Source organism: Streptococcus sp. 9.1 (assembly GCF_016648815.1).
In the GTDB taxonomy this organism is placed as follows: Bacteria; Bacillota; Bacilli; order Lactobacillales; family Streptococcaceae; genus Streptococcus; species Streptococcus salivarius_E.
Map to the genome: position 1 here is coordinate 172,104 of NZ_JACLQS010000001.1, position 14,169 is coordinate 186,272.

Consider the following 14,169-nt stretch of genomic DNA (forward strand, 5'->3'; position numbering starts at 1 on the left):
AGACTATCCCTTCAATTGCTCAACAGTTGTGATAAATTCGTCACCACGCACTTCGAAATTCTTGTACATATCCCAGCTTGCGTTTGCAGGGCTCAACAAGACAACATCTCCTGCACTGGCTTGATCAAAAGCAATACGTGTCGCATCTGCCACATCTTTGGCATCAAGATAAGTCACACCCGCTTTATCAGCAGCACGTTTGACACGAGGAGCAGATTCCCCTAAAATCACCATTTTCTTAAGACCAGTAATGTCAGGAATGAGTTCATCAAATTCATTACCACGATCCAAACCACCGGCAATCAAAATGACTTTACTATTATCAAAACCAGAAAGTGCTTTTTGTGTCGCTAAAATATTTGTTGACTTACTGTCATTGTAGAATCTTACTTCATCAATAGTGTCAACGAATTGGAGACGGTGCTTAACCCCACCAAAGCTTGCGAGAGTTTCCTTGATAGCTTGGTTTGAAATACCTGACAATTTTGCTACAGCTATAGTTGCCAAGGCATTTTCAACATTGTGACTACCAGGAACGCCAATCTCATCGGCTTGCATCACCAATTCACCTTTGAAGTAGAGACCACCATTTTCAAGATAGGCACCATCTACTTTTTCCACTGTTGAGAATGGAACTACTTGTGCTTTAGTTTGTGTAGCTAATTCCTTAGCCAAGTCTTGATTGAAGTTCAAAACAACAAAATCATCCGCAGTCATCTGATTTTGAATATTCCATTTGGCAGCCACATATTCTTCAAAACTACCATGATAGTCAATATGTGTCGGCATCAAGTTAGTAATCACAGCAATATGTGGATGGAAGCTGTCAATCCCCATCAATTGGAAAGAAGACAATTCCATAACTAAGGTATCTTGAGCAGTAACTGACTGTGCAACTTCTGACGCAGGGAAACCGATATTTCCAGACAAGACACCCGATTTGCCACCATGGTTTAGGACATCAGCAATCATAGTTGTCGTTGTTGTCTTACCATTTGAGCCTGTAATACCGATAATAGGTGCTTCAGATACTAGGTAAGCTAATTCGACTTCAGTCCAAACAGGAATGCCTTTTTCAAGTGCACGAGCTACCATTGGATTGTCATAACGAATTCCAGGATTTTTCACCATTAATTCAAAATTTTCATCCAATAGTTCAAGAGGATGTCCGCCACAGACAACCTTAATCCCTTCTTCAAGAAGCGCCTGTGCTGATGGATTTTCCTCAAATGGTTTCCCATCATTTACTGTGACAATAGCACCCAACTTAGCCAATAGGCGGGCAGCTGCTTCACCAGATTTAGCCAAACCAAGGACCAAAACTTTTTTATTTTCAAATTGTGTTACTGATTTCATAATTCGTCCATTCTCTCAAATTGTATCATAATCATTTTACCCTTTATCCTAAGCTATTTCAAGGAGTTACCTCTTCTTGGCAAAAGAAAAAGCCAATCTATTCGATTGACTTTTAATCTCATGCTACTTATTTATCTTCATGTTCGGCTTTTTCATGATTAAGCTCTGACATAGCGAAAAAATCTTTCAAGGTGAAATAGCTCAATACAAGCATTCCCACCGTAACATAGAACTCACCAGGTAAACTGAAGAATTTAATGATTGATAGCACTGCTAAAAGTAAGAGCAATGCTAAGGTAGCCATGACAAAGAGAAGATTCATGGTGTTTTTTACCGACTTTGGTGCAATAAAGAAATAGAACGATGCAATCAATATAGCAACAATCAGATAAAACATCTCTTCTCCTCTCTAAATATTATTCAGCTTCTGCTGCTTTTTTCTTACGTTTATTGGCTTTATCACGCTCTGCTTTATTCAAAATTTGTTTACGCAAGCGGATAGATTCAGGCGTTACTTCCATATACTCATCATCATCCAAGAATTCGAGCGATTCTTCAAGAGTCAAGATACGTGGAGTCTTGATAACAGCCGTTTGGTCCTTAGTTGCTGAACGCACGTTTGTCATTTGTTTTGCTGTAGTGATATTGACACCAAGGTCATTTTCACGAGCATTTTCACCAACAATCATACCTTCATAAACTTCAGTACCTGGGTTAACAAAGATTGTACCACGTTCTTCGATACGCATGATTGAGTAAGTTGTCGCTTTACCTGTATCGATAGAAACAAGGGCACCACGGTGACGTCCACCAATTTCACCAGCAACAACTGGCAAGTATTGGTCGAAAGTATGGTTCATGATACCGTAACCACGTGTCATAGACAAGAATTCAGTTGAGAATCCGATAAGACCACGAGCTGGTACAAGGAAGATAAGACGTGTTTGACCGTTACCAACCATTTGCATATCAAGCATGTCACCTTTACGTTCTGAAAGGGCTTGGATGATAGAACCTTGGTACTCTTCTGGAGTATCAATTTGAACACGTTCAAATGGCTCACATTTCACGCCATCAATTTCTTTGATGATAACTTCTGGACGAGATACTTGAAGTTCGTAACCTTCACGACGCATTGTTTCGATAAGGATTGACAAGTGCAATTCACCACGACCTGAGACAGTCCATTTATCAGGAGAATCAGTTGGATCAACACGAAGAGAAACGTCTGTTTGCAACTCTGCCAAAAGTCGTTCTTCAACCTTACGTGATGTCACGTGTTTACCTTCACGACCTGCAAATGGTGAGTTATTAGCCAAGAAAGTCATTTGAAGTGTTGGTTCGTCAATACGAAGAACTGGCAATGGTTCAACAGCATCAGTTGGTGTAATTGTTTCACCAACGAAGATGTCTTCCATACCTGAGATGGCAATCAAATCACCAGCTTTTGCTTCTTCAATTTCACGACGTTCCAAACCAAAGAAACCGAAAAGTTTAGTAACACGGAAGTTCTTTGTTGTTCCATCAAGTTTTGAAAGGGTAACTTGGTCACCGACTTTTACAGTTCCACGGAAGATACGTCCAATACCGATACGACCAACGAAATCATTGTAGTCAAGAAGTGACACTTGGAATTGAAGAGGCTCGTCTGAGTTATCTACAGGAGCTGGGATGTGGTCAATAATAGTGTCAAAGATTGGAGCCATAGTGTGCTCTTGATCAGCAGGGTTATCTGACAATGATGATGTTCCGTTAATCGCTGAAGCATACACAACTGGGAATTCCAACTGATCATCATCGGCACCAAGCTCGATGAAAAGTTCAAGAACTTCATCAACAACTTCTTCAGGACGAGCTGATGGTTTATCAATCTTGTTAACAACAACGATAGGTGTCAAGTTTTGCTCAAGCGCTTTTTTCAACACAAAACGTGTTTGAGGCATTGTACCTTCGTAGGCATCGACAACAAGAACAACCCCATCAACCATTTTCATGATACGTTCAACTTCTCCACCGAAGTCCGCGTGACCTGGTGTATCCATGATGTTGATACGCGTACCGTTATAAGCAACGGCTGTATTTTTGGCAAGGATGGTAATTCCACGTTCTTTTTCAAGATCGTTAGAGTCCATTGCACGCTCATCAAGCTCTTTACGCTCGTCAAGAGTGTGTGATTGTTTCAACAATTCATCAACAAGTGTTGTTTTACCGTGGTCAACGTGGGCAATGATGGCTACGTTACGGATATCTTCTCTAAGTTTAGTCATTTTTTCCTCTTTAATTTTTATTTCAACTTTTAAAGTATACCACATTTTCAACAAAATGGCAGAGCTCAGCTGATTGTAAACGTTTTTCAACAAGAAAAAGGTGCTGTCCACCTATAATTGGTCAGACACACCTTCTGTCATTCATTAGTTATCAATTGTAAGTGCAAGGCTAGCAGCTCCGATGATACCAGCATCATTTCCAAGCTCTGCTAATTTCACTTTTGTTGTACGGCGAACTTGTGGGAATGCATAACGTGTAAAGTATCCTTCGACACGGCTACGCAAGAATTCACCAGCTGCTGAAACACCACCACCGATGACAACTGAATCTGGGTTAAGAATATTTGAGATATTTGCTGTTGCAAGTCCTAGGTATTCAGAGACCTTGTCAACGATGCTATCGGCAAACTTGTCGCCTTCAGCAGCGGCAACGAAAATATCTTTACTTGTTACTTGCTCACCATTATCTACAGCAGCTTTAATAGAAGAGTCACCTTCATATCCTTCTGCTAAATGACGTGCCAAACGTACGACACCTGTTGCAGAAGCTACAGTTTCCAAGCATCCTTTGTTTCCGCAAGTACATTCAAATCCTGTTTCAGGCTCAACGATAATGTGGCCAATTTCACCACCAGCACCGCCAACACCATGGATCAAGTTACCATCAGCGATAACGCCGCCACCAACTCCTGTTCCTAATGTCACAAAGACAACATCAGGATTGTTAGCACCAGCACCAACCCAACGTTCACCGAGGGCAGCAACGTTAGCATCATTATCAATCGCAAATGGAATACCGAGTTCTTTTTCGATGAAAGATCCAACTTCTTGAGTTTCTGCCCAGTTCAAGTTGAAAGCACCAGTGACCGTTTTATTTTCACGATTAACAGCTCCTGGAGAACCCATACCAATTCCAATGAAATCTTCTGCAGTAAGTCCGTACATTTCCAAACGGTGTTTCAAAGACTCCACGATGTTAGGGACAATGTGACGACCATTTTCAAGCGTATTTGTTTCAATCGCCCATTTTTCTTGCACTTCACCTTCTGAAGTCAAAATACCAAATTTAACAGTTGTTCCACCAAGGTCAATTCCCAAGAGTTTTTTACTCATTTTCTTTCTCCATTTCAATGCGATGTTCACGTCGTAAAATCATTTCAGCAGTAAGGTAGCTGTCCTTGTCCACCAAACCATTCTGGTAGAGGGCTTCTAATTCAATCTTCATCATTTCGATATCATAGAGCCTTTTCCCTAGGTAAACTACTATGCCAAACTGTTTCAACAACTGTTGAACGTCATATAAAGTTTTCATAGCAATATTTTAGCAAAAAGCTTCTGCCATGACAAGATAGTTTTGAAAACCTTTACAGATTATTGTATACTTCAAAAAAACCTAAGTCATTTAGACTCAGGTTATTGACAATTCGGACAAATCCCATGTAAAATCATCTGTTCACGAGTAATGCGAAAGCCTGTTTGTGATTCTACCTCTTCCTTGAAAGACGGAATCGGTAAGTCTAAGTCAGTAATGTGACCACATTTTTCACAAACAATGTTTAAGTGGTCATGTCCCATAAAATCATAATAGGTTGTATTATCATTATTAACCTTGATTTCAGAGACAACCCCTTCTTCTACCAACACCTTCAGGTTGTTATAGACCGTCGCCAAACTCATCCCAGGATTGTCAGGGAGAAGGTCATAATATATCACATCTGCACTAGGGTGTTGATCAGACATCATCAAATAGCGAATAACAGCTTTACGAGATTCCGTCAACCGAATTCCTTTAGCTTTTAACTGATTTAGGACATCTTCATAAACGCCTAGACTACGTCGATGCTCAGACATATCGCCGCCTCCCTTCTTCTAAAAGTATTTTACGTCTATTATACACTTTTAGAGGAACTCTTGACAATCATCTTAACTCAAAAATGCTTATCTCAAGCCTGGAGCTTGTCCAAGTTCAGCAGTCAACATCCAGACTGTCTTATCAATTTCAGATTTAGCCGCAGTGAAGATATCATTTGAAGGAGCATCTCCTTCTTCATCTGTGATATCCAAACCAACTTGGAACAATACTGACAAATATTTGTATGTATCAACCAATAATTGGATCTGGTCAGACATTGGTTTGTCAAATGTACCAGTAGTTTCAGTCAAGCCTGAATTAGATGAAAATTCTACCAAAGTTGAGTATGGTTCCCCACCAATAGTAATCAAACGTTCACTAATAACATCAAGATGAGCATTCAAACTATCCATCAATTCATCCATTTTTGGATGAAGATAGAGGAAACCAGGACCACGCATATACCAATGAACTTGGTGAACAATTGAAGCTGCTACAGACAAATCAGCAACTGCTTGATTCAAAACTGCTTTAGTTTTTGTATTTGAAGGTGTTTCAGCTTGTTGGTTAACTGTTTCATTGATTGTTTCTTTAATTGAATCTACCATATTAATTCTCCTTATTTAGAATTACTATTATTTACACTTTTATTTTAGAATATTTCTAAATAAGATGCAAGCAAAATGTTTTTTCTCACTCTTTTTCGAATAATTAGGTATGTTAAGTATTATTTATTTTTTTCTAGGAGCCTCTTTAGGTTCATTTACCGGACTGATTTGTGATCGTTTTCCTGAAAAGTCGATTATTTTTCCTAGAAGTCACTGTAGCCATTGCAAGCATCAGTTGCGTTTTTTCGAGATAATCCCTATCCTCTCACAACTTTTCTTAAAATCTAGATGCCGTTCATGTCAGACTCCTATCCCTTTTCGTTACCTCTTTATTGAACTATTTTGTGGAGTAATATGCCTGCTATATTTCTATGACTTTTTAAGTCTTGAAGTAACCTACTTTCTTTACTTCAGCCTTTGTCTATCAATTTTTGATTTGAAACATAAATCCTATCCGCTTCTGATTTGGATAGTTGGAACAGTCCCACTCTTATTCATGGGCAACTACTACATCACATTTGCCTTAGGGATAATCCTCGCTATCCTTTCTTATATGAAGCATCTAAATATTGGGGAAGGAGATTTTCTCTATTTAGCAAGTGCCTCCCTTATTTTCCCATTTTCAAAAATACTACTTATTATCGAAATTGCCTGCCTATTAGGACTAGCTTACTTCCTTCTACGAAAAAATCTTAAGGAATGCATTGCATTTGTCCCATTTCTTTTTCTAGGGATAGTACTTCTTACTTTTTGTTCAATTATATAGAAAAAAAGCCGATAAATTCGGCTTTTCTTTATTAGTTCATATTGACACGGTGCCACTCATTAATGACATAAGAGAGCATCTCTAATTGTTGTAATCCCACATTATTAACCTCTGAAGTTTCTTCGTTAGAACCTCCTAGGTAACGTGTATAAATTGCAATAAGATACGGTGTATCTTCCATTACAATAGCATCAACGTTAAGTGCTTCACGAACATAACCTGGTTTCTGATAAATAGTCAATCCTTGATTATATGTTTTATAATAATATTCTGGGAAAGACTCTCCTAAATATTTGAGAATGTCTTTATAATCCTCTTGGTGTTTCCAAAGATAATCCAAAACTTGGATGTAATAATCCGTTGTCGTCTTATTACCATGCATTTGGATAGTCTTCACTTCACCTTTTGATTTACCGTATTTATCGAGCATGCCATAGAATTTTTCCATACCACCAAGGCGTTCCGCCAAAGCATAGGCAGGAGTGTTCTCAGAGTAAACAAGAGAATACTCTTGCATCTCTGGAATAGTCATCGAACCACCGAAAGCAGCAACATAACTATCGTGCTCAGCCTGATATTCATACTCAGTATTAGTAATATCAAAACGTTCAGTTAAAGAAAGTTTACCCTTATTAACCTGATCCATGACAAGCATGTTTAATGGCAATTTATAAGTTGATCCTGCAGTCATTGGTTGAGTATCATTCATTGAGAATTGCTCATTTGTCTTGGTATTTTTATATGAAAAGGCAATTTGGCTAGACTCAATACCTTGGTCAGCCATAAATGCTTCAACCACTTGGTTCAATGTCATGTTAGCATAATCATAATACAAGCCATTACCATACATGGTATCTGCATCTGCTTCCATGACTGCTTGTTTAGCTTCGGCTGATTTATTAGTTGGAGTTACCTTTTCCTCTTTTTCTTTGTCTTCTTTTTTAGTGACTTTAGAACTAGATCCGAAGATATTTCCAATACCACCAGTGTGACCAGCTTGTTTACCACGTCCTGCTAAAGCAAGCATGGCAACAAACAAAAGAATTACCAAAACACCTAGGAATGCTAAGATAATATAAGCTTTTTTATCATCACGAGTTGATTTTGATTTAGCTTTAGATTTCTTAGAGCGCTTACTTCTAAGTGCCAAGGTTTCATTTTTTGCTTCATTTTCCTTGTGCTCAACTGGTACTACTGATTCCTCAGCAGATTTCTTCTCTACTGATTTTTTAGAAGTCTTTTTAGCATCTTTTTTCGATGCTTTTTTGTTGTCTTTCTTAGCGCCTTTTTTGACATCTTTTTTAGTATCTTTAGTGTCTTTAGTGTCTTTTTGGACGTCTTGTTGAAGGTCTTGTTTTACCGAATCTTTCTTTTTATCTTTAGTTTTTCGGCGGCTTCCACTATACTTTTTGCTTGAATGTTTTTTCTTTTTTTTCATAACAAATATAGTTTAAGCTATAATTCACTAAAAATCAAGGAGATTTTACAATCATATTACAAAAAAATATCCCCAATAGTGAGGATAATTTTAAACTTATTTAGCTGCTGCATAAAGCTCAGCAACTTTATTCCAGTTAATGATTTCAAAGAAAGCTTTGATGTAGTTTGGACGTACGTTACGGTAGTTTAGGTAGTAAGCATGTTCCCAAACATCAAGTGCCAAGATTGGTTTCTTACCGTCTGAGATAGGAGTGTCTTGGTTAGCTGTTGAAACGACTTCAAGCTTACCTTCAGCGTTAACAACAAGCCATGCCCAACCTGAACCAAAACGAGTTGTTGCTGCTGCTGTGAAAGCTTCTTGGAAGGCTTCAAATGAGCCGAAAGCTTCGTTAATGGCAGCTGCTACTTCTGCAGTTGGTTCTTGTTTTTCAGGAGACAAGAGTTCCCAGAAAAGTGCGTGGTTAAGGTGTCCACCACCATTGTTAATAAGTGCTTGACGAATATCTGCTGGAATTTGTTCCACGTCAGCCAAAAGTGCTTCGAGATCTTCACCAATTTCTGGGTGTTTTTCAAGAGCAGCATTAGCATTTGCTACATAAGTTGCGTGGTGTTTATCGTGGTGAAGAGTCATTGTTTCAGCATCAATGTATGGTTCCAAAGCATCGTAAGCGTAAGGAAGGTCTGGAAGGATAATTGCCATAGTAAAGGTCCTCTTTTCATTTTTTCTTCATTTTACCGTAAAGTGGTAGAGCTTTCAAAAATTTTGCTTACAAAATCAAAGAAAATTCTAAATCTCTAGCGGTTTGATACGATTTTTAAAAGTGCTAAATCAAACAAGTAATCTTTATCTAAGGTTCCTGTTTTTATCTGGTAATCTGTCTCTACTAAAATCTTAATCGTCATTTTTAAGAATGCTACTGACAAAGGACGACTATCTCTCAGAGCAAAACGAACCTGAAATTGATTGACTTTACGCCCTAAATAATCTGACAGACTTGAAATAATTTGCTGCTCACTTTTGCCTTGAGCAGATAAGAGTTTAACCTGTAAATAGGTACGAAATTGTCCCAACATCACAGCAATCAACTTAATCTCATCTTCACCCTGAAGCCGTAAATCATGAACCAATTCACGAACACTCTGAATTTGGCCTCGCAAAAGAAGTTGCGTCATATCAAAAATATTATCTTGCAAACTTTTCGGAATGGCCTCAGCAATATCTTGCGATGAGATATTTCCTTCCGTTTTATACCCCTTTAGAAAAGCTAAGTTTTTTTGAACATCTGAAAAGTCAAAATTTGACTTAATCAAAAGTTCCTCAAAGACTCCTGTATCAAATGTAAGCCCCTCTTGATGCGCCTGCTTTTGAAAATAGGTTCTAAGTTCTGCATCTTTTAAAGGACTGGCTTCAAGCACCATGGCATCACGTTTGAGAAGTTTGACTAAACGACGCTTTCCATCTAGCTTTCCTGCAGACATCAAGACAAGACGTGTTGTTTCAACAGGAGACTCAAGATAATTTTCAAGGCGCTTCAACTCTTTCTCATCCAGATACGATTTTTTAGCAGTAGTCATATCTGCGAAATGATCAAAAATGACCACCTTTTCATCTGCAAAAAAAGGCATGCTTTCTAAATCGAGCTCAGCATCTTGATAATCAGTCTCAGACATATCAAAATAAGAATAGGTTAAGTCACTGGGATCAAAACCAATTTGTTTTAAAAATTTTTCTTTAGCTTGACTATACTGCCCTAAATCCTCGCCCGCCAAGACCGTTATCATAGGGAGCTTTTCTTTGGACAGCTTTTCAATCGTTTCCATAGCAATCATGGTTTTATTATAACAGAATTTTCACCATAACAAAAAGCCCACCACTAACGTGATGAACTTTACTTTATTAACCAGAGTTACGAAGACCTGTTGCAATACCATTGATGGTAATGTGAATAAGGCTAATTTCGTCATCGGTCAAATCATTGTTACGAAGACGTTTAATCAATTCAATTTGGATGTAGTTCAAGACATTGAAGTATGGTAAACGGAAGTCCAAACTTGCTTTAAGCGATGGACTTTCATCAAGGAAGCCATCATGTTTTTCAATCGCAAGAATGACATCTTTAGTCAACTGCCACTCATCCAAAATAATATTGAAGACACTACGAACTTCTTCACTTTCTGCCAATTGTGCATAGTGGAAGGCGATATTCATATCTGATTTTGAAAGCACCATGTCTACGTTTGACAAAAGTGAACGGAAGAATGGCCATGTTTCAAACATATGTTGAAGTTTCTCGAGGTTGCCTTCTTCAGCTTGGATAAAGCGATTAAAGGCAGAACCCACACCATACCAACCTGGGAACATGATACGGTTTTGTGACCATGAGAATACCCAAGGAATCGCACGAAGACCAGAAATTTCAGTAATAGTCTTACGAGCAGCTGGACGAGAACCAATATTCAAACTTGACACTTCTTTGATAGGACTAGCTTCAAAGAAGTAATCATAGAAATGTTCATTTCCAAAGACAAGGTCACGATAAATAACATTTGAATCGTGAACAATTCCGTCCATAACCTCACGGAAATCAACCAATTCTTCTGGATCGGCAATTTGACGTGTCACCATACGGTCAAGAGCAGCTGAAACAAGCATTTCAAGATTGTAGTAAGCAGCATCCTTGTTGCCATATTTATTACCGATAACCTCACCTTGTTCAGTCAAGCGGATACGGTCTTTAATGGTACCAAATGGTTGAGAAGTAATGGCATCATATGATGGGCCACCACCACGACCAACAGTACCACCACGACCATGGAAGAAGGTAATCTTAATACCACGCTCTTCCCCAATCTTAGTCAATTCATTTTGAGCCTTGTAGAGTGTCCAACCAGATGACAAGTAACCACCATCTTTGTTAGAGTCTGAGTAACCCAACATGATTTCTTGGTAGTTATTGCTATTCTTAATCCAACGTTTAACGATATCATAACCAAGGTATTGTTTCATGATATCATTAGAGTTTTCCAAGTCTTCGATAGTTTCAAAAAGTGGAACGATTTGGACACGCGCACGTTCTGTATCAACCAAGCCAACTTCTTTAAGAAGGATAGCCAACTCAAACATATCAGAAACGCTCTCAGTGTGAGAAATGATATGTTGTTTGATGACATCTTCACCAATATAGTCTTTCAAGAGACGAGCTGTACGGAAGATTGCCAATTCTTTTTCAAGAATTTCTGACTTAGGCACATTAGTTGATGACAAAGTACGAGGATCTTCTTGCAATTCTTTGAGAAGAACCGCAACCTTTTCAACCTCAGTCAATTCACTATAGTTATCAACAATATTAGCAGACTTAAGCAATTCTGCCACACAAGTTTCATGAACGCTTGAATCCTGACGCATATCGATTGTAGCAAGATAGAAACCAAAGACTTCTACAGCTTGGAGAAGCTCTTCAAAATCACCTGAAATTAAGACAGCATCGTCATTTTCAAGAAGTGAATTTTTGATTGCCAAAAGATCATCATGGAAATCCTCAGCTGTTTCATAAAATTCAGTCGTTTGTTGTGAGACAGCTTGAAGACTTTGGCTGAGACGTTGTTGCACGTAATCAGCTACTACTTCACCCGTTGAAGCTGAGCCTAGACGAACATTTTCAGAAAGACGTTTAGCAACTCTTTCCTTGCTAAAGTTTCCTTCTTTAAAGAAAAGAAGTGTCTGAATCAACTTAGACTGGATGTAACTGAAAGCACGACGGTAAGGTTCATTTTCACGATAAACAGATGTATCTGGAGAATGTTTCGCCATCTCTGCTACTGTATCTGAAACCTCAGTCAAGCGTGATGAGAGGGAGAACGAACGGTAAAGATTATCAACTTTTTCAATATAGTAGTTAAGGATAACTTCACTTTGTACAGTGGCAGAAAGTTTAAGAGTTTCTGCTGTTACAAATGGGTTCCCGTCACGGTCACCACCAATCCACATTCCCATAGTAATAGGTGTTGGATTGTCAAGTTCGATACCTTTTTCAACTGCTAAACGTTTGAATTCATGTGATAAGTTTGTAATCGCCTTAATCAATGAGGAGTTGTAATACTCCATAACGTTAGTGATTTCGTTTTTAACCTTAAGTTTTTTCTCACGAATGATATCTGTTTGCATCATGATTTCTACATAACGACGCAAATCTGCATACCATTTATCCTTGTTAATAAGACCAGCCTTAACATCACGATGCTTACGGAGAAGTTCGTGAATGTGGTTAGTCAATTCAAGCATAGTTTTACGTTGAACCTGAGTTGGGTGGGCTGTCAATACTGGCACGACATTGACATGTTCAAGAATGTCACGTGCATTTTCACTTTCAGCGACAACATCAAAGGTTTCAGACAACTTACCTAGATAAGATTCATCAATATTGTTCTTGTGGTTGACTTCATAAGCCAAATCCACGTCTTCAGAGATATTAATTAAGAGAGGTAACAAAGAGAAATAACGTGATGCAACGACCATATCGTCATTTGTCATTTCTGAAATGGCTTGTGTAAGGGCCACATAGTCACCTTCATCATAAAGTTCAACCAAATGTTGGATAGTTGTGAGACCTTGCTCTCCAGCCATGCCTCGTGTTGCATCATCCAACAATTCTTTCAAGATACCAACTTCTTCAGAGATGATTTCCTGGTTGTTACTGCTTTCCAATTTGTTAAAAGCCAAACCTTATTCTCCTTACTTTATGTAGTACCCTCTTATCATATCACTTTTAAAACAAAAGTAAACTATTTTCCTTTAAATCGTCAGTTATTTTGCAATTTTCCGACTTTTTCAAACAAATTTTCAAGGCTATTTCCGAACTTTATAAAAAAGACTCTGAAACAGAGTTCAGAATCTTAATTATACTTTTCTTGATAGAATTTGATTTCATCGCCATCTTCAACCTTAAGTTGGTTGGCTGCTTTTTCACCTAGTTTACCATTGACATCAAACATCCAATAGATCCCCTTATCTTTATCTTGAGAAATACCATCAATCTCAGTGATGAAGCCATCGTTTTCTTGAACAGGATATACCTCTTCCAATACATCAAGCACTGTATCACCTTTTTGGATTTCTACTGATTTTTTCTTACTTTCCTTATCTGTTTTCAAAATCAAAGTCACTTGACCTTGAACCTTAGACTGATGATTATTTGTGCTGCTAGTAAGTTTAGCTGCCTCATTTTTTCCACAGGCTGCTAGAGTAACAAGTGATAAAGCAAGAAAAATATATGTCAATAATTTTTTCATTTCAAAAACCTCCTAAAAATAGACTGGATGAATGGATAGAATAGAAGCGTCGATACTGCATGATAGGTGTCGTAAAGCAGACCAGAAATAACAAAGGTAATCCCACTTCTAAATAGGAGGCCATAGCTATAATCCATGAGAACCCCATAGAGAAAGGACAAGAGAGTTACCAAAGCAATCTGCCAAACAAGTGACAACCTAGGTGCAATCAAACTCCAAAGAGCCATCAAGACGCCGAAGGCAAGAATCTGATTAAAGACCCAAGGACCAAAACCAAAGATGAATCCTGAGATGGACATGGTTAAAGCCATAATCAAGAGACCATCTACCAAACCCAAGTAAAGAACAGCCACAAAAAACATAGCTGTAATAGGCTGAATATTTGGCAATCCTATAAATGCCGACCGCAATCCTACTGCCAGAGCTGACAAAATGGCTATTCGAGCCATTCGTTGAATCGTTAGTTTCATACATCTATTATGCCAGAAATAAGGAAATATGACTAGTTTTTAAAAATAAAAACTAAAGATTTCTTGAAATACAGAGTAAGATTGTACAAATTGAAGAAAGTAATATTCCTTGTTGCCTCTC

14 protein-coding genes are annotated in these 14,169 nt (G+C 38.2%); 1 reads left to right on the forward strand and 13 read right to left on the reverse strand.

Annotation, left to right across the window (positions count from 1 at the left end; genetic code table 11):
- Positions 1–3 precede the first annotated feature (3 nt).
- The 7 genes from murD to H7T93_RS00765 form a co-directional block, all read right to left on the reverse strand.
- Positions 4–1,356, reverse strand: coding sequence for a UDP-N-acetylmuramoyl-L-alanine--D-glutamate ligase (gene murD / locus H7T93_RS00735; protein ID WP_156685201.1), 1,353 nt, complete (start codon positions 1,354–1,356; stop codon positions 4–6).
- 127 nt (positions 1,357–1,483) lie between these two features.
- Positions 1,484–1,753 (reverse strand): DUF3165 family protein, encoded by a 270-nt coding sequence (locus H7T93_RS00740; protein ID WP_201041576.1) that lies wholly within the window; start codon positions 1,751–1,753, stop codon positions 1,484–1,486.
- Positions 1,754–1,772: 19 nt separating this feature from the next.
- Complete coding sequence (gene typA, locus H7T93_RS00745) at positions 1,773–3,623, reverse strand: translational GTPase TypA (protein WP_002884130.1); 1,851 nt, start codon at positions 3,621–3,623, stop codon at positions 1,773–1,775.
- Positions 3,624–3,767: 144 nt separating this feature from the next.
- The gene (locus H7T93_RS00750; RefSeq protein WP_195917813.1) at positions 3,768–4,736 is read right to left on the reverse strand and encodes an ROK family glucokinase; all 969 of its coding nucleotides are present in this window, start codon (positions 4,734–4,736) and stop codon (positions 3,768–3,770) included.
- Positions 4,729–4,935 (reverse strand): YqgQ family protein, encoded by a 207-nt coding sequence (locus H7T93_RS00755; protein ID WP_014634249.1) that lies wholly within the window; start codon positions 4,933–4,935, stop codon positions 4,729–4,731. The genes H7T93_RS00750 and H7T93_RS00755 overlap by 8 nt, the downstream gene beginning before the upstream one ends.
- Before the next feature lie 101 nt (positions 4,936–5,036).
- Positions 5,037–5,474 (reverse strand): Fur family transcriptional regulator, encoded by a 438-nt coding sequence (locus H7T93_RS00760; RefSeq protein WP_195917814.1) that lies wholly within the window; start codon positions 5,472–5,474, stop codon positions 5,037–5,039.
- Between the two features lie 87 nt (positions 5,475–5,561).
- On the reverse strand, positions 5,562–6,083 hold the full coding sequence (locus H7T93_RS00765; protein ID WP_195917815.1) for a Dps family protein: 522 nt from the start codon (positions 6,081–6,083) through the stop codon (positions 5,562–5,564).
- A gap of 109 nt (positions 6,084–6,192) precedes the next feature.
- Between H7T93_RS00765 and H7T93_RS00770 the strand changes: the two genes are divergently transcribed.
- Positions 6,193–6,849, forward strand: coding sequence for a prepilin peptidase (locus H7T93_RS00770; protein ID WP_195917816.1), 657 nt, complete (start codon positions 6,193–6,195; stop codon positions 6,847–6,849).
- 31 nt (positions 6,850–6,880) lie between these two features.
- On the opposite strand, the gene H7T93_RS00775 is transcribed toward H7T93_RS00770, so the two are convergent.
- From H7T93_RS00775 to H7T93_RS00800, 6 genes are all read right to left on the reverse strand, one after another.
- Positions 6,881–8,287: a serine hydrolase gene (locus H7T93_RS00775; protein ID WP_195917817.1), complete on the reverse strand. Its 1,407-nt coding sequence runs from the start codon at positions 8,285–8,287 to the stop codon at positions 6,881–6,883.
- Positions 8,288–8,383: 96 nt separating this feature from the next.
- Positions 8,384–8,989, reverse strand: a complete 606-nt coding sequence (gene sodA / locus H7T93_RS00780) for a superoxide dismutase SodA (RefSeq protein WP_004182735.1) — start codon at positions 8,987–8,989, stop codon at positions 8,384–8,386.
- 95 nt (positions 8,990–9,084) lie between these two features.
- Positions 9,085–10,119 (reverse strand): DNA polymerase III subunit delta, encoded by a 1,035-nt coding sequence (gene holA / locus H7T93_RS00785; protein ID WP_195917818.1) that lies wholly within the window; start codon positions 10,117–10,119, stop codon positions 9,085–9,087.
- A 67-nt stretch (positions 10,120–10,186) separates the two neighbouring features.
- Positions 10,187–13,009 (reverse strand): phosphoenolpyruvate carboxylase, encoded by a 2,823-nt coding sequence (gene ppc / locus H7T93_RS00790; protein WP_073689706.1) that lies wholly within the window; start codon positions 13,007–13,009, stop codon positions 10,187–10,189.
- 173 nt (positions 13,010–13,182) lie between these two features.
- Positions 13,183–13,578, reverse strand: coding sequence for a DUF4430 domain-containing protein (locus H7T93_RS00795; protein ID WP_048790740.1), 396 nt, complete (start codon positions 13,576–13,578; stop codon positions 13,183–13,185).
- On the reverse strand, positions 13,575–14,048 hold the full coding sequence (locus H7T93_RS00800; RefSeq protein WP_021147012.1) for a substrate-specific component CbrT of cobalamin ECF transporter: 474 nt from the start codon (positions 14,046–14,048) through the stop codon (positions 13,575–13,577). The genes H7T93_RS00795 and H7T93_RS00800 overlap by 4 nt, the downstream gene beginning before the upstream one ends.
- Positions 14,049–14,169 lie beyond the last annotated feature (121 nt).